The sequence below is a fragment of the Nocardia sp. NBC_01730 genome, assembly GCF_035920445.1.
In the GTDB taxonomy this organism is placed as follows: domain Bacteria; phylum Actinomycetota; class Actinomycetes; order Mycobacteriales; family Mycobacteriaceae; genus Nocardia.
Genome location: NZ_CP109162.1, coordinates 887,082 through 908,250, shown reverse-complemented (window position 1 = coordinate 908,250; position 21,169 = coordinate 887,082). Strand labels below are relative to the sequence as shown.

General features: G+C 64.7%; 5 protein-coding genes and 1 pseudogene. 2 read left to right on the top strand and 4 right to left on the bottom strand.

Features of this window, described 5'->3' with window-relative positions; genetic code table 11:
• Nucleotides 1–73: 73 nt before the first annotated feature.
• Nucleotides 74–6,280 carry a type I polyketide synthase gene (locus OHB12_RS03415; protein WP_327116054.1) on the bottom strand — a complete coding sequence of 2,069 codons (6,207 nt, stop codon included), beginning with the start codon at nt 6,278–6,280 and terminating at the stop codon, nt 74–76.
• 582 nt (nt 6,281–6,862) lie between these two features.
• On the opposite strand from OHB12_RS03415, the pseudogene OHB12_RS36045 reads away from it, so the two are divergent.
• Nucleotides 6,863–7,015, top strand: a pseudogene (locus tag OHB12_RS36045) (IS256 family transposase); the annotation flags it as partial.
• Nucleotides 7,016–7,179: 164 nt separating this feature from the next.
• Here OHB12_RS36045 and OHB12_RS03405 read toward each other — a convergent pair.
• From OHB12_RS03405 to OHB12_RS03395, 3 genes are all read right to left on the bottom strand, one after another.
• Nucleotides 7,180–8,625 carry an alpha/beta fold hydrolase gene (locus tag OHB12_RS03405; RefSeq protein ID WP_327116050.1) on the bottom strand — a complete coding sequence of 482 codons (1,446 nt, stop codon included), beginning with the start codon at nt 8,623–8,625 and terminating at the stop codon, nt 7,180–7,182.
• 487 nt (nt 8,626–9,112) lie between these two features.
• Entirely contained in the window at nt 9,113–9,889 is a 777-nt protein-coding gene (locus OHB12_RS03400) for a class I SAM-dependent methyltransferase (RefSeq protein WP_327116048.1), read from the bottom strand.
• Between the two features lie 24 nt (nt 9,890–9,913).
• Entirely contained in the window at nt 9,914–19,687 is a 9,774-nt protein-coding gene (locus OHB12_RS03395; protein WP_327116046.1) for an SDR family NAD(P)-dependent oxidoreductase, read from the bottom strand.
• On the opposite strand from OHB12_RS03395, the gene OHB12_RS03390 reads away from it, so the two are divergent.
• On the top strand, nt 19,623–20,954 hold the full coding sequence (locus OHB12_RS03390; protein WP_327116044.1) for an MFS transporter: 1,332 nt from the start codon (nt 19,623–19,625) through the stop codon (nt 20,952–20,954). The genes OHB12_RS03395 and OHB12_RS03390 overlap by 65 nt on opposite strands.
• Nucleotides 20,955–21,169: the final 215 nt, after the last annotated feature.

The following is a 21,169-nucleotide window of genomic DNA, read 5'->3' as shown; positions in this document are numbered from 1 at the left end:
TTGCTATTTCGCGCTCGTGTGCTTCAGCACCGACATCAGCGACCGCCACACCAGGGCGGGCTTGCCGAGCTGGTCATAAAGAATCGCCATCGGCCCTCACCTCTGCCGCGAGCCAGCGCCGTATCTCGTTCGCCGCAACGGCGCTGGCAGCTCCGATGATCGAGAAATGGTCGGCGTCGATCTCGACCGTCTCGCCGGTGTGCAGCCATGCGGGCGCCCGCTCAACCAGATCCATCCCGGGCAACGGCGCCGAGGCCTGCAAGCTCAACATCGGCGCGGCGATGGACGCGGGCTGTCGTTCATCGAATATCTGCATGTACTTCCCCATGGCGACTAAGCCGTGATCATCGATCTCGGTCATTTCGTGTCCGAGGTCGAGCAGCGAGCCCATCGCACTCACGAACACGCGCCTACGTTGCTCTGCATCGTCGGGTGAATACGGGTCGAGCAAAATCACCGCTGCGGGACTCCGTCCGCCCTTCTCGAGGCGATGCGCCAACGCTTGCGCGACCGCGCAACCTGCCGAATAGCCGACAAGAACGATCGGCTGTCGGCTGTCGGTGCCCTCCACAGTCGTCGCCAGGCAATCCAGCAACACATCCCACGACCGGGGCAGGAGTTCCCCGGGCCGGGTTCCCGGCAAGCGCAGTGCAGTGATCGGGTAGTCGGCGCCGAGCTCGCGCGCCAGCCGACCGAACATGTGCGGTCCGGCACCGACCATGAAGGTCGGTACGCAGATCAGCGCGGGGCCGGCTAGCACACGCTCGCTGCGCTCCGTGCCCCTGCTCAGCGGTATCGGCGTCGGCGTGACCAGCTCGGTGCTGATGGCGAAGGTCTCGGCAATCTTGGCGATCTCCACCAACATCGGTATCGCGGTGTCGACCTGGCCCCGCCGGTGCGCGGCCAGGAACAGATCGGTGAGCCGGCCCCGAATCCCGGTTTCCACCATGGTGTGCGCGGTTTCCGTCGCAATCGGCTCGTCGGTACGGATCCGACGAGCCGGCCGGATGGTGGCAGCTTCGCCACTGCCCAGGACACCGACCCGAGACAGCACGAACGCCGCCAATGCGGACGCAGTCGGGTAGTCGAACACCAGCGTCGACGGCAGTTGCACGCCACTGGCTTTGGCAAGCCGATTGCGAAACTCCACCCCGGCCAAGGAATCGAAGCCGAGCTCGGTGAATGGCGCGACGGGATCGATGGCGTCACCGGAGGTGTGCCCCAGCACTACGGCGACATGCTCGCGAACGACCTCGAGCACCAGAGCCTCGTGTTCCTGCGCCGGGGCGGCGATCAGCCGCCGCACCAGCGTCTCGCTGGTATCCGCGGCACGGCGCACGGGCGCCGTGACGATCGAATGCAGCATCCGTGGCAGGGTTCCGCCGCGCGCCTGAACCGACAGTGCCCCGGTGTCGAACTCGGTCCCGACCACCATCGGCGCCGTCGCGACGATCGCACGATCGAACAACGCCAAGCCATCCGCCGTCTCCAGCAGACGTACTCCCAGCCGGCCCATCCGCGCCATCGCCCCGCTCCCCAGACCGCTGGTCATGCCGCTGCCCTGGTTCCACGATCCCCACGCGATCGACACCGCGGGCAGCCCCGCCGCACGGCGACTCGACGCCAGCGCGTCCAGGAACGCATTCGCCGCGGCATAGTTGCCCTGTCCCGGCGAGCCCATCACCCCCGCGACCGATGAAAACAGCACGAACGCCGAGAGATCCCGATCGCCGGTCAACTCGTGCAGATGCCAAGCGGCAGCCGCCTTCGCAGCCAACACCTGGTCAACTTGCTCGGCGGTCAATGTTTCGATGGTGCCGTCGTCGAGCACACCGGCCGAATGGATCACCGCGCTCGGCGCGAACTCGTCGGGCAACCCCGCCAGCAAGGCCGATAATGCCGCACGATCGCTCACGTCACAGGCCGCTACCCGCACCTGCGCACCCGAGGCCGTCAACCCGCCCACCAATTCGGCCACGCCGTCTGCACGCTCTCCCCGCCGTGACACCAGCACCAACCGTCGCACGCCGTGTGCATCGACGAGGTGCCGAGCCACCAGAGCTCCCAAACCGGCGGTGGCGCCGGTGATCAACACTGCACCCGCACCGAACGCCGAACCGTCCGCCACTGCCGAACCGGCCTGCCGCCGCAACCGCGGCGCAAGGAACCCACCATCGCGCACGGCCAGCTGCGGCTCGTCCGAATCCAATGCCGCGGCAATCACATCGACCGGCACGTTCTCCGCTACGCCGGCGTCGAGGAGAACGAACCGACCCGGATGCTCGAATTGCGCACTGCGCACCAGGCCCCACACCGCCGCGCCCGCCGGATCCGGCGCCCGGCCCGACACGCTCACAGCGCCCCGCGTCAGCACCACCAGCCGCGAGCCGCTCAACCGCTCCGCGGCCTGCCACGTCTGCAACAGTTCCAACGTCGACTGCACCCAGGTGCGCGTCCGCGCCACCACATCACCCTCGGCTGCGCCGTCAGGTGACCACACCACGACCTCTGCGAGCGCCTCGTCCTCGAGCAACTCGGCGAGTCCGGCGCCGAGTACCGCCATCGAACCGTGGTTCCTCTCCGAGGGGGCCGGCGTCGACACCCATTCGAGAGCCAACAGCGACGCGCGACGACCGGGCGCAGTGTTCAACGCCTGTGCATCAACGGGCCGGGCGGCGAGCGAATCGAGGCTCAGCACCGGCGCCCCAGCGGCATCGACGGCGACCACCTGCATCTGCCCGACGCCCGACCGAACCAATCGAACCCGGACGGCGTTCGCTCCGGCACGGTACAACCGCACCCCGGCGAAGGAGAACGGCAACGGCAGCCGACCCGACGGCATGTCGTGCGCCTGTTCGGCGACCGCCGCGTGGAAGGCGGCGTCCAACAGCGCGGGATGAATCCCGAACGCCGCTGCCTGATCACCGTATTCGTCCGCGAGAGACACTTCGGCGAGCAGATCGTCGCCGTCGCGCAAGACCGACGTGACCCCCTGGAAGGCGGGGCCGTAGCCGAATCCCAGGTCTGCCAACTGGTCGTACAGCCCGTCGTTCGACACCGGCTCGGCGCCGGCGGGTGGCCAATCCCCGGATAAGGCTTGTCTCAGAGTGTTTTTATCCGGGAGCGCCCCAAGGCAGGCTCCGGTCGCCTGTCCCGACTCGACCCACCAGGGAACGGTGTCACCGATCGGAGCCAACACACCATTTGCATGCGAAATCCACTCGCCCACATCAGAATTCCCGGTGACAATGGCACGAGAGTGGATCATGAATCGGCGTCGACCCACACTGTCGGCAGGTTCGACACCGAGCTGAATGTCGACCGCGGTGTCTGCCTCGAGCAACAGCGGTACTTCGAACAGCAACTCCTCGACGATCTCGGCATCCGTCCGTGCGCCCGCGGTCAGCGCCAGTTCCAGAAAACCAGTCCCGGGAAACAACACCGAGCCGAAAACCGCGTGATCGGCGAGCCACGGATGAGTACGCAACGACACCCGTCCGGTGAACAGCCATTCATCCTTGTCTGCCAACGGCACGACGCCGGTCAGAATCGGATGATCCGATGACCCCGTCGAAGAATTACTGCCGGACTGCTCCAACCAGTATCGTTGACGCTGGAACGCATAGGTGGGCAAGGACACCCGGCGCAGCGACCGGCCCGTAAACAATGGCCGCCAGTCCACCTCGATACCGGCGGTGTGTGCGTGCGCCAGCATCGTCACACACTGCGTCACCTCGTCAACCGAGCGTCGAGACGCGGAGGCCACCACAGAGCCCGCCTCGATGTCCGGGCTTTCGGCCAGGCACTGGCGAGTCATCGACGATAACACCGCATCCGGCCCCACCTCCACGAATCGCCGTATTCCGGCTGTCACGAGAGCGTCCACACCTGGCGCGAATCGCACACATTCGCGCACCTGCTCAACCCAATAGCCAGGCTCACACACCTCATCGCCTGCCTGCGCACCTGACACGTTCGAGAAGATCGGAACAGTCGGCGCTCGATAGGTCAACTTTTCGGCCACAGCACGGAATTCGGCCAGCATGGGGTCCATCTGCGCCGAATGGAACGCGTGGCTCACCCGCAATCGTGACGTCTTGACACCCTCGTCGGACAACCGGTGCTCCGCCTCATCGACGGCGTCCGTGTCACCGGACAGCACCACCGACGACGGACCGTTCACCGCCGCGACCGATAGTCGATCCCCGTTGGCCGCCACGATCTCGACGGCCCGCTCCTCTGTCATGGCGACCGCCAGCATCGCGCCGCCCGCGGGCAGTGCCCCCATCAACCGACCACGCGCCGCCACCAACACACACACATCTGCAAGCGACCACACCCCCGACACATACGCGGCCGCCAACTCCCCGATCGAATGCCCCGCAACCACATCAGGCGTCACACCGAACGACTCCACCAACCGGAACAACGCCACCTCGAACGCGAACAACGCCGGCTGGGTCCACTCCGTCCGATCCAACACCCCCTCCGGATCCGCGAACATCACCTCCTTCAACACCCCACCGAGCAACGGATCGAAACCCGCACACACCTCGTCCAACGCAGCCGCAAACACCGGAAACGCTTCGTACAACTCCGCCCCCATCCCCACCCGCTGCGCACCCTGACCCGTGAACAGAAACGCCGTCCGACCCTCGACCACCGATCCCGACGCCACATCCGCCAACCCCGCCAGCAACTGCGCCCGATCGCGGCCCACCACCACCGCTCGCCGATGCCACTGTGTCCTGGTGTCGATCAACGACGACGCCACGCTCCACACATCCGCATCCGGATGGGCGACCAGCCACTGCCGCACCCGATTCGCCTGGGCGCGCAGCGCAGCACCGGACTTCGCCGACACCAGCAACGGCACCGCGTCCACCATGGCTGTGGGAACCGCGGCAGCCTCAACCGAGGAAACAACGGACGCGGGTGCTTCCTCGAGAATGAGGTGCGCGTTGGTACCACTGATCCCGAACGACGACACCCCCGCCCGACGCACCCGCTCACCCGCAGGCCACGCCTGGGCCTCCGTCAACAACCTTGCCGACCCCGCCGACCAATCCACATGCGGCGACGGCGCATCCACGTGCAACGTCCGCGGCAACGTCTCATGCCGCAACGCCTGCACCATCTTGATCACCCCACCCACACCCGCGGCCGCCTGCGAATGCCCGATATTCGACTTCAACGACCCCACCCGCAACGGCTCGACACGGCCCTGCCCATACGCCGCGATCAACGCCTGCGCCTCGATCGGATCCCCCAACGGCGTACCTGTCCCATGCGCCTCCACCACATCCACATCAGCGGGCTCCAACCCCGCAGCCGCCAACGCCGCCGCGATCACCCGCTCCTGCGACGGACCATTCGGCGCAGTCAAACCATTCGACGCACCATCTTGATTCACCGCCGAACCCCGAACCACGGCAAGAATGTCGTGCCCCAACCGCTGTGCGTCCGACAATCGCTCCAACACCAACACACCGACACCCTCACCCCACCCCACCCCATCCGCCGATGCCGAAAACGCCTTGCACCGCCCATCGGTCGCCAAACCCCGCTGCCGCGAAAACTCCACAAACAAAAACGGCGTCGACATCACTGTCACACCACCCGCCAACACCATTGACGCCTCGCCGCGCCGTAGTGCCTGACAGCCCAGATGGATCGCCACCAGCGACGACGAACACGCCGTGTCCACCGTCAGCGCCGGGCCCTCCAAGCCCAACGTGTACGCCACTCGCCCCGACACAACGCTGCCCGCCGACCCGGTGAGCGCATACCCCTCCGCTGCCCTTGCCGTGTTCTCGTAGCCTGTGTACGCCAACCCGGTGATCACGCCCGTGTCGCTGCCCCGCAACGACGACGGATCAACACCCGCATCCTCCAACGCCTCCCACGACGCTTCCAACAACAACCGCTGCTGCGGATCCATCGCCGCAGCCTCACGCGGACCGATCCCGAAAAACCCCGCATCGAAATCACCGACACCGCGCAGAAAGCCGCCTTCCCGCGTGTACACCTTCCCGAACCGGTCCGGATCGGGATCGAACAACCCCTCCACATCCCAACCCCGATCCACCGGGAACTCGCTCACGGCATCCGAACCGGACGCAACCAGATCCCACAACTGTTCCGGCGACTCGACACCACCCGGATACCGACAACTCATACCGACGATCGCGATCGGCTCGTTGATCCGTTCCCGCAGCTGGGTCAGCTCGTCGCGAGTCTCCATGAGCTCGACCGTGAACTTTTTCAGGTACTCAAACATGCGTTTGGACGAATCATCAGTGCTTGTGTCCACGTGTCACATCCAGGTCCAGCGCATTTCAGAGTCGTCGAAGAAGCCCGATGGCGCGAGCGGGGCCATCGGGCTACCGATATCGTTCGGTCAGGTGTCGATTACGAGGCGACGCCGCTACGAGTCAGCCATCGATCGCCATTCGACCAATAACGTCCTTGGTGAACAGCTACTCGCCCGCGCACTTCGACAGGAACGGGTGGCTCGACAGCTACCCAGATGTACTCCATGCGAACGTTCAGTTCACTGCGGTGAAAGGTGCCGGAAACGTCCTAGCCTTTACGCGACGTGACACCCGCGACCGGTGTCCTTCTTCCCGGAAGACGAAATCAGCGCTCATTCGATCTCTCTCTTCGCCAAGCAAGCAGCAACAGATTCGCCCGAGTTGCCTGCTGGTAAGCCTGCCAGCGGTATCGGGTTCTCGCAACTCGTGCACACGCTCCGGAGCAGACCACGGCGGGTCTGTGAGAACAACGGTGTAACTCTGAACGGAGATGCACCATGACTGATGTGATCGAACACGGGGCCGACAACGACTCGGCGGCAGCAGGTTTGGACGAGCGGCAGCTACGGGCACTGGTGGCGCAGGCACGAGCAGAAGGGCTGCAGCTGACCGGTGAAGGCGGGCTGCTGGGCAAGCTGACCAAGCTGGTGGTCGAGTCGGCACTCGAGGGCGAGATGGACGACCATCTCGACTACGCCAAGTGCACCGAGCAGTCCTTCGACGCTTCCTTCGCGGTACATGCGGATCGCCAGCAGCCCGCCGACCCACACCGCGCGGGTGATGCACAGCAGCAGCACGAACCACATCAGGTAGCCCAGCAATTGAGTGAACGGCGAAAGCACGTGCGCGGGAATTGGTTTGGCGATCACAGCGGACCACCGTGCTGTTGTTGGGTGCGGTAGGCGACCTCGAGCGCGGCCAGGATCGGCCCGCAGGCTTTGGCGGGCTCGGCGTAGGGCAAGGAGTGTCCGGCGTCGGGGAAGCTGTCGTAGTCGCCCCAGATTCGTTCGGCCATATGCTGGGATCTGCTCGGTGCGACGACGGGATCGAGCGGCCCGGTCAGTACCCAGGTGGGCACGCCCCGCAGGATGCTGGCCGCCTCGCCGGTCAGGGCAGCGCCGCTGTAGGCAGCGAGGTCTGCGAGCATCGCGTCGAAGTTCTCGCTCCGTGTCCCGCTGCCGACGGTGTCGAACAGGCGGCGGCGTGGCAATCGGCAACGGACTGGCGGCTCGAACAGGTAGGTGGTCAGTTCCTCGAGGAGCTGACGCCCTGCGCGTCGGGAGCGTCTCCCATCGGCGTGAATGGCGTCAGGGGTTGGGCGCCAGGGGAATTCGGGGCAGCCGTTGAACAGTACGATGCCGGTCAAGGTGCGGGCACGGTGTGGGTACTGCTCGGCCCATGCCTGTACCAGCAGCGATGCCACCGAGTGTGCGACCAGGATGACCGCACCGTGGGCGTGCGTGAGGACCGCGTCCAGGTCATCGACCAGCATCGGCAATGTAGTTCGGACCCCAGGACCTGGGTGCCGGGATGCGCCGTGCGTGCGCTGGTCGTAGACGAGTTGGGCGATGCCGCTATCGAGGCGTTGGTGCAAGTGCTCGGTCAGTGGCCTCCAGTAGGTGGAGTCGGTGAGGATGGTGTGGACGTAGACCACGCTCGCCGGAGGGCGCTTCGGGCCAAGGCGTGCGGCCGAGAGCCGCAGCCCGTCGGGGGCGGTCACGGTGAACGGGCTCGCGTCACGGCGATGGGCCGTGCGGCGTTCGCCGCGGACAGAAATCCGCTGTCGGCACCCCAGGTATCGGGCGTGACGGTGGAGCGTTGGGGATGAATCAAGGAAGTGGCGCATGGGCCGCGGCTTCTGGCATCGCACCACCTTCAGCGCGGGCCCAACAAGGAGTGCCGTCGGCGCAGGGCGCTGCTCGACGGCCGCGCGCAAACCGGCGGAGAGGAAACCGTGCTTGTTCTTGATCGTCTTGGGCCTATTGCCCTTGTCCTGTTCGAGGTAGACGATCCAGGCGGCGTCGGTGTCCTGGGTGCCGGCATCGATCGGCGCGCGCTCACCGAAGAACGGGGTGATCTCGTTGCGAATGTAGGAGTGGTATTTGCGGCGGCCGTCTTCCTGCACACCGGTGAGCCGGTTCGCGTAGCGGGTCAGCCAGTCGGTCAGCAGCACCGCACCGGATCCGGTGTCGCGCTTGGCCTCGATCACCTTGAGCGCCTCGTCGATGCCGACGCGGTCGATCAGGTTGGCCCACCATTGGGCCTCGTCGTACTCGTCGAAGGTCTCCGAGGACTGCCGGCAAATCGACATCTCACGACATTTCAGGTCATTCCGAGACGCTGAGCCGCAGTTCCTGGAGACCGCGACAAGTAGCGATTCCGGTGAGGGTGATCAACGACGTCGACGTGTGGCGGCGGGTACGCACCCGCCGGGCTGACGGCGTCACAGAAGCGCGCAGCAACTGTAGAACCTGGTCGGGTATGCGCTGCAGCTGTGCCGCACAATCAACCGGCGATGGCGCTCTACGACCGCGCCGGCTTCGAGGTCGAAGGCGTGTTGCGGGACGCCGCAACGGCGAGTTGTGGGACGCGGTGGTCATGAGCTGCCACTGGACACCGCAACCTGACCGATGTCGGCCGCGCGCCACCACTTCCGCCAGCAGGGCGGCGGCTGCGGTGTGGCCGAGGCACCGACAGCGATGGACCGCGGCGCATCATTGTGGCCGTTCGTCATGGCAGTCTGAGGTCGTCGGCATCGGCATCGGCATCGGCGCCTGCGTCGAGGAGGGCTTGGCGTTCTATTTCACACAGCATCGGATTATTCGATATTCCAAGATTCTCTGGCGCATCAGCTCATAAAGTTCCGAACCCGGAACCGCAAGGAAGCTATTCATGGCTTCACTCTCCGATCCGAAAGCTTTCACACTCTGGGGTGCCGCCTCATCGCGAGAGGCGATAACGTTGGCTGTGATGTCACGATCCGCTTTTACTAAGAAACCGAGCCTAGCGAGCTCCGAACGAATATAAGCCCACTTCTCAGAGGGCTGTAGATCAGTATAAAGAAACCTACCACCCGGCTTCAACACCCTCTTGACTTCACTCAGAAATTTACCCAGATCTGGATATCCGTGAGACGATTCAATATTGACCACAACATCGTGCACCCCGTCTTCAAATGGCAAATGTTCAGCATCGCCAACGTCAAAGCGCGCCGACGGTGCGTCACAGTTGCTGCGGCAGAACATGACCGCCTCAGGAGATAAATCTATCCCAGCAATCTCCACATCAAACATTTTCGCAATAAGCCCAACTGCCCCCCCACGTCCGCAACCTACGTCCAGGATCCTTCGCCCATCCAGCGCCGTATTTCCGATCAACTCCAAAACTAGCCGTACAGAGTTTCCGTTCAGCGAATGGGCGGGAACATCGACTTGCGATTCGTCGCCATCACCAACGGACACGTAACCATAATTCAAGAAAGTTGCCGCATCTCCTACTCCTGATGCAGCCAAACGTCTCGAGATATCGTCGTACATTCTACGCAAGCTTATCTTATCGACAGGAAACATCACCATATGAACAACCTTTGCACTCGTCGATTAAACATCATCAAGCCAATCTTCTATTATTCGGACTACCGATGGCGCATCGTCCGAGATTACCGAATAGTGATCCGCTTCTACGCTTCTCACTATTTGAGAGGCAGACCATGGCTCAGCAATCATGTACTCTCTTTCTCCAGCCGCCGAGGTTGTATAGAAAAATGGGTTGACACATTTAATAAAGAGAACACTATTTTGCAGAGGAGACCACGCATAGTCGCGAAGAAGGTCGAGCCATCTAATCGATGCCGTAATGTTTGCGCCATTGAAGGTTCCGAACTCGGACTCACGCTCCAACATCGATCCAACCAGCTGATCAATAGGTATGTTCGCCGCCTGCTCCCTCTCGAAGCTATCGATAAGAATTACGCCGGTGAAGCGCGATTCTCCTATCTCTTCCATTCTATTCGCAACTGCGTGCGCGAGGACACCTCCAGAGGAATAGCCGGCCAATACAAACGGTTCGTCACCGGCAGCATCCCTGACAGCTACGACTAGATCGTCTATAGCCGCGGGGAGAGACTCCGGGAGCGGCTCGCCAGATCTGAAACCGGGCAGCGCCATGCTCAGTATGCTTCTCCGGTTTCTGAATGCATTTGCTATCCGTGCGTGCTGATGCACGCCGCCCGTAAAGATGGGCGAAGCGAGGAATACAATTCCTGGCGTCTCGGTTCCCCCGCCGAGTTCGACCCGAGTCCTTACCTGCGAAATGCCAGAAGAGCCGTATGTCGGACGCAACCCGCCTGCCACACGAAGTAGAGCTGTGCCTTCGTTCCATTTTCCGCCGTGGATTGCTTTTTTATACAGCGATACGAGAGATTCTTCGCCCTCGTGCTCTATATCAGCTTCGGACACGCGATCGTTCTCCCGGGAAGCAATTTCTCGAGGACGTTCTCGAAGTTCATGTAGTACGTGATTCGCCAGCTCAGATATCGTCTCATATTCGAAGACCAGCGTCGCCGGTAGCCGTAGACCGGTCGCGGTGTTGAGACGGTTACGTACCTCGACCGCGGTCAACGAATCGAACCCCAGGTCTCGGAAGTTGCGGTCGGCTTCGATGGCGGTGGCGCCGTCGTGACCGAGGACGGCCGCGACCTGACCACGGACCACTTCCAGCACTACCGACAACTGCTCGGACTCCGATAAACCCACCACCCGCTGCCGGAGGTCCGGGGCGATCGTTGTCGCCATTCGGCGGGCGCTGGGCACCAAGCCCAGCAACAGCGGAGAAACAGCGCCGGTGCGGGTTCGCGTCGCCGACGTAGCCATATCCAGTCTCGCGGCAACCACTCCAGCCCGATCTTGCCGCAGCGCCGCGTCGAACAAAGCCAACCCCTGCTCGGCCGACAGACCCAACACACCACCGTGGCTCATACGGGCGGCGTCGACATCTCCGAGCTGCCCGGTCATCCCGGTCTCAGCGGTCCACAGTCCCCACGCGATCGCGGTGGCAGTGTGCCCGGCAACGCGGCGCTGCTCGGCGAGCATGTCGAGGAAGCTGTTGGCGGCGGCGTAGTTTCCCTGTCCGGGCGAGCCGAGCACTCCGGCCGCCGAGGAGTACAGCACAAACATCGCCAAATCCATCTCGCGAGTCAATTCATGCAGATACCAAGCGGCATCGGCCTTAGCCGCCAACACGGTGTCGATTCGCTCGGGTGTCAGTGACGTCACCACACCGTCGTCGAGCACCCCCGCGGTGTGCACCACACCGGTCAACGGCCACTGGGTGGGCACGGTAGTCAGCAATTCGGTCACCGCCGCACGGTCGGACACATCACAAGCGACGATCTGCACGTGCGCGCCCAGTTCGGTCAGTTCAGCGGCCAACAGGTCCGCGCCGGGCGCGGCCGGTCCTCGACGGCTGGTCAGGAGCAGCGACGGCACCCGGTAAGCGGCGACCAGATGCCGGGCCAGCATCGCGCCCAACCCGCCGGTACCGCCGGTGATCAGGACCGTGCCTTCGGCGACGGCCGCCGCGACCGCGGAACCACCGACATCCATTCCATCGGGCACGGACAAGACGACCTTGCCTGTATGACGTGCTTGGCTGATGTATCGGAAGGCTTCCGGAGCGTGGCGGATATCCCATACCTTGATCGGTAGCGGGGTGAGGGCTCCGCTGTCGAACATGGCTCGGAGATCGACCAGCATCTCCTGGATCCGGTCTCCCCCGGCGTCGCGCAGGTCGAAGGCTTGATAAGCGACCGCGGGATAGGTGGTCGAGATCTGCGCTCCGTCGCGTATGTCGGTCTTTCCCATTTCGAGGAATCGCCCGCCGTGCGACATCAACCGCAGCGAGGCGTCCACGAATTCTTCGGCCAGCGAATTCAAGACCACATCGACGCCACGACCAGCTGTGGCAGCAAGGAATTTCTCCTCGAAATGCAGTGTCCGGGAGTCTCCGATGTGATCTTCGTCGAACCCCAGGGTGCGTAAGGTGTCCCATTTGCGGTTGCTCGCGGTGCCGTACACCTCGATGCCCCACAGACGGGCCAGTTGTGTTGCCGCCATTCCCACGCCACCTGCCGCGCTGTGGATCAGCAGCTTCTCACCCGGTTGCATTCGCGCTAGGTCCCGCAGTCCGTAGTAAGCCGTCAGGAATACGGTGGGCACCGCTGCGGCCTGGGTGAACGACCAGCCTTCGGGCATGTGGGTGATGGTCTTGTGGTCTGCCACGGAAAGGGGACCGATACCGCTTTCGACCAACCCCATCACTCTGTCGCCGGGTAGAAACCCTTCGACACCGGGTCCGACTTCGGTGATCACACCGGCCGCTTCGCTGCCGATGAAGGTGTGTTCGGACGGCACCATGCCCAGACAGAGCAGAACGTCGCGGAAGTTGACTCCGCCTGCTCGTACCGAAATTCGGACCTGCCCCGCGGCGAGTGGTTCCTCCCCAGCGTGCGATCGTCGCAGGGCCAAGTCGTCGAGGGTCCGGCCAATACCCGCTTCCAATCGCCACGACTCCGTGTCCGGAACGGCCAGGCTCTGTGGTTCGGGTAGTCGGGTCAGTCGGGCGGCGTGTACGACGCCGGCGCGGAGCAGGATCTGTGGTTCCCCGCTGGCCAGGGCCGTTCCCAACCCGGGCACCAGCACACTATCGGTGTCGGGTGAAGTCTCAGGTCGGGTGTCTGTGTCGATGAGCACGACGCGGCCGGGGTGTTCCGACTGAGCCGAACGCACCAGACCCCCCACCGTCGCAGCGGTCAGGTCGGTGGCGGTCGCGCCGGTGGACGTGACCGCTCCGCGGGTCAGGACCACCAGAGTGCTGGCGTCGAAGCGGGACTGACCCAACCAACGTTGCAGGACCGCCAACACCTGATGGGTCGCGGTGTGAACCCGACCCAACACATCCGACTCATCGGTGTGTTCGAGTTGTCGGAGGTCGTAGACCACGACCGGGGGTATCGGTGAGCCATCCTCGCTCGCCCAGCTCATAAGGCGTTCCGCAGTGGAGAACACCCGTGATTCGGGTTCGGTGGCCGAGATCGGGGACTGCCAGGGAATCCACTGCACCCCACACAACCGGTCACGGGTTCCCGCCCCGGTCAGCGACTCGGTCGACAGTGCCCGGGTGGTGAGAGACCCCGCTGTCAGCACCGGGTGCCCGGCGGTGTCGGTGACGTGAACCGAGACCCCACCATCACCGGTCGGGGAGATTCGTGCCCGCACCGCCGACGCACCACTGGCGTGCAAGGTCACGTTCTGCCACGCGAACGGCAGCACCACACCGGTATCGGCACCGGCGCCGACAACCATGGCGTGCAGGACCGCGTCGAGCAGGGCCGGGTGTAGCCCGAACCGTTCGGCGTCGATGACGGTGTCGGGTAGTTCAGCCTGCACGAACAGGTCCTCGCTGCGACGCCACACCGAACGCAACCCCTGGAACACCGGCCCGTACCCGTAGCCGGTGTCGTTCAATACTTTGTAGAGGTCCTCGACCGCGACCGACGAGGTGTTCTGCGGCGGCCACACCGCCAACGACTCCCCCACCGGCTCGGCAGGATCGGAATGCTCGACCAACACACCCTGGGCGTGCAACATCCATTCGGTGTCGGCGTGCTCGACGCAGGAATACACCGATACCGCGCGGTGCCCGTGTTCGTCGGCCTCGTCGACTACGACCTGAAGCTGCACCCCCGCCTCGTTCGACAACACCAACGCTGCCACCAATGTCAGCTCTTGCAGCGCCGTGCAGCCCACCTCTTCGGCCGCACGCATAGCCAACTCCACGAACCCGGTTCCCGGCAGCAGCACCACACCGTTCACGGCGTGGTCGGCCAGCCACGGCTGGGTGGCCAACGACAACCGGCCCGTCATCACCACACCACCGGTGCGTGGCGACACCACCACCGCGGCCAGCAACGGATGCGCGGCCGTGGCCTGGCCCAACGAGGCCGCGTCGGTGTTTTTGCCGGCCTGCAGCCAGTAGTGACCGCGTTGGAAGGCGTAGGTCGGCAATTCGACGAACCGGCCACCGACACCGAGCAACCTATCCCACACCACACCCACACCCGCCACATCCAACTGCGCGGCGGTGCGGAACGCGGTGTCGGTCTCGCCTCGGTCCTTGCCGAGTACCGGCACCGTGACCAGCGGACCCGATTCGGATCGCTGGTCCTCGACGATCTGGGTGATCAGCGCGGTCAATCCACCGTCGGGGCCGGCCACGACGAACCGGGTCGCCCCGGCCCGCCGCAGAGTGCGCACACCCTCGGCGAACCGGACCGTGGCCCGCACATGATCGACCCAGTAGCGGGCAGAGGCCAGATCGGCGGCGACGAACTCACCGTCGATGTTGGACATGACCGGGATCGTGGGCTCGGCGAACGACAACGCGGCGAGCGCCGCAGCGAACTCGTCGAGCATCGGCTCCATCAACGGGGAGTGGAATGCGTGCGACACCGGCAGCCAACTCACCCGCCGACCCTCGGCCTGCAAACGCTCGACCACCACAGTGATGTCGTCGCGGACTCCGGAGATCACCACCGCCTGCGCGCCGTTGACCGCAGCGATCGCGGTCTGCGCGGTCAGCAGGGGAACGACCTCGGCCTCGGATGCCTGCACCGCGGCCATGGCCCCGCCCTCGGGCAATGCCTGCATCAACCGTCCCCGCGCGGCCACCAACACCACCGCGTCCGCGAGGGACAAGACACCTGCGGCGTGTGCGGCGTTCACCTCTCCGATGGAATGCCCAGCCACGAAATCGGGGCGAACACCCCAGTCCTGCAGCAGTCGGGTCACCCCGACTCCCACTACGAACAACGCCGCCTGCGCGAACTGCGTCTGGTTGAGAACGTGTTGGTCCTCACCCCACATCAGCTCTCGCAATGAGACACCCAACTGGGTGTCCATCGCCTCGAACGCTTCGTCGACAGCCTGCGCGAACACCGGGAACCGGGCATACAGTTGCCGGCCCATGCCCACCCACTGTGCTCCCTGTCCGGGGAACACCAACACCGTCTTGCCGTGGGTGTGGACTGTTCCCGACAGCACACCACTGCCCGATGCTCCCTCGGCCAGCGCGGTCAACCCGGTCATCAGTTCCCGCCGGTCGGCACCCACGATCACCGCGCGGTGATCGAACCGTGACCGCCCCACCAACGTCCGTGCCACATCCCGCGCCGACAGGTCCTGCTGTCGCTGTAGGTGGTCGAGCAGTCGTCGAGCCTGTCCGGTCAGTCCGGACTCGGTCCGCGCCGACACCACCCACGCCGCCGCGGCGGGGGTGTCGGCCTGCTCCTCGATCACCGTGTCGTCGCGTTCGATCATCGTGTCGTCGGGTTCGGTGGACGGCACCGGTTCGACAACACTGTCGGGTGCTTGTTCGAGGATGAGGTGGGCGTTGGTGCCGCTGATCCCGAATGCCGATACCGCCGCGCGGCGGGGGTGGTCGCTGGCGGGCCAGTCGCGGGCCTCGGTGAGCAGTTCCACCCGGCCCGCGGTCCAGTCCACATGGGTCGTCGGGGCGTCCACGTGCAGGGTCTTGGGCAGGATTCCTCGGCGCAGGGCCTGCACCATCTTGATGACACCGGCCACACCGGCCGCGGCTTGGGTGTGTCCGATGTTGGATTTGATCGAGCCCAGCCACAGGGGCCGGTCCTCGGGTCGGTCCTGGCCGTAGGTGGCCAGCAGGGCTTGGGCCTCGATCGGGTCGCCGAGGCGTGTGCCGGTGCCGTGGGCTTCGACCACGTCGACCTCGGTGGGCGCGACTCCCGCGGCGGCGAGCGCGCGTCGGATCACTCGTTGTTGGGAGGGACCGTTGGGGGCGGTCAACCCGTTGGAGGCACCATCCTGGTTGATCGCGCTGCCGCGTATCACCGCCAGCACCTGATGTCCGTTGCGTTGGGCGGCGGACAACCGTTCCAGCACCAGCACACCCGAACCTTCACCCCACCCGGTGCCGTCGGCAGCGTCGGCGAACGGTTTGCAGCGGCCATCGGTGGCCAATCCCCGCTGCCGGGAGAACTCCACGAACCCTGTCGGCGTGGCCATCACCGTCACGCCGCCAGCCAACGCCAGCGAGCATTCCCCCGACCGCAGAGCCGCCACCGCCTGATGCAACGCCACCAGACTCGACGAACACGCCGTATCCACCGACACCGCCGGCCCCTCCAACCCCAACACATACGACACCCGACCCGACACCACACTCGCCGCCGACCCGATCACCCGGTACCCCTCGACCCCGGAATCGTCGCTGCCGTACCCACTGCCCCCCGAACCAACCCCGTAGGACTGATCGATGACGCCGATGAAGACTCCGGTATCAGTGCCGCGCAACGATCCCGGATCGATGCCGGCGTGTTCGAGCGATTCCCACGCGGTTCCCAGCATCAGGCGTTGTTGGGGGTCCATCGCCACCGCTTCCCGCGGGCTGATCCCGAAGAACCCGGCATCGAACTCGCCCGCGTCCTGGACGAACCCACCCTCCCGGGTATAGGACTTGCCTGCCACTCCGGGTTCGGGGTGGTAGAGGGTTTCCACATCCCAACCTCGGTCGGTCGGGAATCCCGACACCCCGTCACGGCCGTCGAAAACCAGACGCCACAGCTCCTCCGGGGAGGACACTCCGCCGGGGAATCGGCATCCGATACCCACGATCGCCACCGGCTCCGACACCGCTACCGGCGCCGGCGGTGCTGCTACCGGGCTTCGTTCTGCCACATCTGACAGTTCTTGGAGGATGTGGGTGGTGACGGCTTCGGGTGTCGGGTAGTCGAAGACCAGGGTTGCTGGTAGCCGTAGACCGGTGGCGGTGTTGAGACGGTTACGTGCTTCGACCGCGGTCAACGAATCGAATCCCAGATCCCGGAAGTTGCGGTCGGCCTCGATGGCGGTGGCGCCGTCGTGACCGAGGACGGCCGCGACCTGACCTCGGACCACGTCGAGCACCACCGTCAACTGTTCGGGCTCGGGCAAGCCCGCCACCCGCTGCCGCAGACCGGCCGAGGTGGTCGCTTCGGCTTGTTCCTGTTCTGCCTGGAGCGCTACTTGTGCTTCGGGTATCTCCTGGATCAGCGGCCGGTGTTTGGACATCGTGTAGAGGGGAGCGAATCGCCTCCAGTCCAGGTCCGCGATCGTCATGGTTGTTTTGTCGCGGCTCACGGCATGACTCAAAGCCTGCAAGGCCAGACTCGGGTCCATCAGCCGTACACCGTTTCGGAGCAGATACTCGGCACTATCGACTGTTGCGAGCATCCCTCCGGCCGACCATCCACCCCACGCCAGCGAGGTAGCGGTTAAGCCGCGTGAGCGACGGTCTTCGGCCAGGCTGTCCAGGTAGGCGTTTCCAGCCGCGTATGCCGCCCCACCTGCGTTGCCCCAGGTGGCAGCACCGGAGGAGAACAAGACGAACGCATCCAGACGACGATCACCGAGCAGTTCGTCCAGGTGCCGTGCGCCTGCAACCTTGGGTTCGACGACCGCCGCCAACGACGACGCAACGATCTCGGTGATCGGGCTCTGCGATCCGATACCCTCAGCGTGGACCACAGCAGTCAAAGGAGCAGCATCGTCGTCGATGGCGGCCAACACCGCCGCCACGTCGTCACGCCGAGTCACATCACAAGTCGCGAAAGTGACCCGGCACCCGAGAGAACGTAGTTCCGTCTCCAGCTCGTCGACGCCCTGCGCCTTGTCCCCGCGGCGGCTGGCCAGCACCACATGATCCGCACCGTTCTCGGCAACCCACCGTGCCAGGTGTCGGCCGATTCCTCCGGTACCGCCGGTGATCAGTACCGTTCTGTGAGGCTTCCACCCTCCATCCATCGAAGATCCGGTCAGCGAGGTCCGCACCATCCGACGGCCGTAGACACCGGATGAACGGACCGCAAGCTGGTCCTCCCCGTCGTCCCGGGACAACGCAACGAGCAGACGCCGCAGGGCTGCTTGGTCTCGTACTTCGGGAAGGTCGATCGAACCACCCCACCATGTGGGGAACTCCAGACCGGCGACCTGGCCCAAGCCCCACATCTGAGCCTGCATCGTGCTGGTGATCCGATCCGGGGGAGTTGCGTTGACCGCCCCGCTCGTCACACACCACAAGCGCGCTTCAGCGCCGATATCACTGAGCGCCTGAAGCAGCAACAGGTTTGCCAGCAATCCTCTTGTCACCGAGGAAGCCTCACTGCTCGGCCGGTCATCGAGAGCAGCAACGGACAGTATCCCGGATACTTCGTTCATCTCGGCCGATGCTCGAAGCAGGGCGACGACGTCTGATCGCGACATGCGCTCGGCATCTATGGCGGCGTAGCGGACTCCCACGCCCGCACCACGGAAAACATCGATCACATCGTCGACGACAACACCACCGCTCGACCCGACAACAAGCCAATCCCCCACCAACCGCACCGGCTGCTCAGCGCCGCTCGACCCGACACCGACAACCCGCACCGGTTCATCGGACAACAGCCGCCACTCGATTCGATAGCACCACGAACCGATCAACGCCTGATCCTGATGACGCTGCCGCCACGACGAGAGCACCGATAATGCCTCACCGAAAGGCTGCTGCGGATCAATCCCCAGCGTCCTCAGGTCACCACGATCGACCGCCTGCCAGAACTCGACATCGGTCGCATCCGAGGTCGTGTCCCCCGTCTCGGTGGGTTCGAGCCAGTATCGGCGCCGCTGGAATGCGTAGGTCGGCAACTCGACACGCTGCCCGCGGCCCTGAAGTATCGCCTCCCAGTCCACACTCACACCCGCCACATCCAACTGTGCGGCGGTGTTCAACGCGGTTTCCGCTTCGTCACGGTCTTTGCCCAGCACGGCCGCCACCACCGGGCCGACTGTTGCGGGCCGCTTATCGAGGCTTTGCTCGTCGAGGCATTGGGTGATCAGCCCGGTCAATCCCCCGTCCGGACCCGCGATAACGAACCGGGTCGCCCCAGCTCGATGAAGAGTACGTACACCCTCGGCGTAACGCACCGTCGCCCGCACATGATCAACCCAGTAACGGGCAGAGGCCAGATCAGCGGCGACGAACTCGCCATCGATATTCGACACAACCGGGATCGTGGGCTCGGCGAACGACAACCCGGCGAGCACCGCAGCGAACTCGTCGAGCATCGGCTCCATCAACGGGGAATGGAACGCATGCGACACCGGCAACCAGTTCACCTTCCGGCCGTCGTTCTGCAGCCGCTCCACCACCACAGCGACTTCCTCCCGTGCACCAGAAACCACCACTGAATTCGGTCCGTTGACCGCCGCGAACGGTGTGCGGCTGATGGAGCGTCGTCGGCGATGCGACCTGCGCCGCTTCATGCTGCTGAGCACCGCCGGTGTGTTCCTGGCAGGCAACACCCTGTCCCTGGTCGGCCCCAGCTACGACTGGATCTTGGCAGGCCGGATCATCGCTGCCCTGGCACACGGCGCATTCTTCGGCATCGCGGCAGTCTTTGCCGCCGAGCTGGTTGCGGCGGCGATGAAAGGCCGTGCAATAGCCACCGTGTTCGCGGGATCAACGGCCGCAACGATTCTCGGTGCTCCCATCGGTGCCACCGTCGGAAAGGCGCTCGGTTGGCGTGCCACCTTCGGCACCCTCGTGGTGTTCGGCACGATCGCTGTAATCGGCCTCCTGCTGCTCCCCCGCGGCCTCGGCCGAGAAAGGGCGCGCGAGGCCGCCAGTGAAACGCACGGCCACACCCATGATCACAGAACCGCCGAGGCTGCTGGGCTGGATGGACACACCCACGATCACACCGCGGCTCATGGCACCACACCGAAAACTCACCGCCACAGCGACAATCACGACGGCTCCGACAACATCGTCACCGCCCACGGACGTGACAATGCCATCGCCGACACGGTCAGTGCTCACACCCACAATCACGATGCCGGAGCCGAGGTCGAACTCGATGCCCACGCGAAGATGCACATGGGCGGTAGCGGTAGCACACCACTTCGAGCACAACTGCGCGCACTGCGGAGGCCCGCGGTCCTGGTCGGATTGCTGACGACACTGCTCGGCTACGGCGGCGTGTTCACCAGCTACGTGTATCTCGCTCCGCAACTGAGCGAGGCAACCGGTCTCGGCTCCGGCTGGGTGACCCCGATGTTTCTACTCTTCGGGGTCGGACTGTTCGCGGGGAATCAGCTCGGCGGCAAGCTCGCCGACCGGAATCTGCCTCTGGCACTGGCTGGTTCGGTCGGGTCCCTTACGGTGATCCTGTTCGCGATGACCCTGCTCATCCACCACCCGATCACCGCCGCCGTCGGCATCCTGGCCTACGGCGTCGCCGCCTTCTCCGTTGTCGCCCCGCTACAGCTGCGAGTAATGCACAAGGCCGGTGACGCACCAGATATCGCGTCGGCGGCCAACATCTCCGCCTTCACCCTCGGCTCGGCCCTGGGCATCTGGCTCGGCGGCGCAGCCATCGACGGCGGATGGGGCATCACCTCGGTCAACTGGGTCGGCGGCCTCATCGCAGGCGCCGGATTCCTCCTGACCCCGGTCTCCCCGTGGCTCGACCGGGTCATCGCTGCTGAACCTTTCGAGAGCGCGCCGGTACAGCTCACCCACCACCACTAGCCGCGGTCGTGCGGACGGACGCCCGGGAAACCGGGCGTCCGTCTCCGTGTGCGCGGCGTGCGCCGCTCTCGAACGTCTCATGCAGCCTCGACGTGACGGTACTATCGCTGCCCCGTCCTGGTGGGCCACGGCTAGGGCGTGTATCGAAGTAGCTGATGGCTTGTTGTGAAAGACGTTGTCCGCGTTGGTGAATTGACGAGGTCTCCGGTAAGTGG

Bases quoted from the DNA above. Each gene is read 5' to 3' on its own strand.
- OHB12_RS03415 (WP_327116054.1), bottom strand. From the start codon at position 6,280: ATGTTTGAGTACCTGAAAAAGTTCACGGTCGAGCTCATGGAGACTCGC.
- OHB12_RS03405 (WP_327116050.1), bottom strand. From the start codon at position 8,625: ATGTCGATTTGCCGGCAGTCCTCGGAGACCTTCGACGAGTACGACGAG.
- OHB12_RS03400 (WP_327116048.1), bottom strand. From the start codon at position 9,889: ATGGTGATGTTTCCTGTCGATAAGATAAGCTTGCGTAGAATGTACGAC.
- OHB12_RS03395 (WP_327116046.1), bottom strand. From the start codon at position 19,687: ATGAAGCGGCGCAGGTCGCATCGCCGACGACGCTCCATCAGCCGCACA.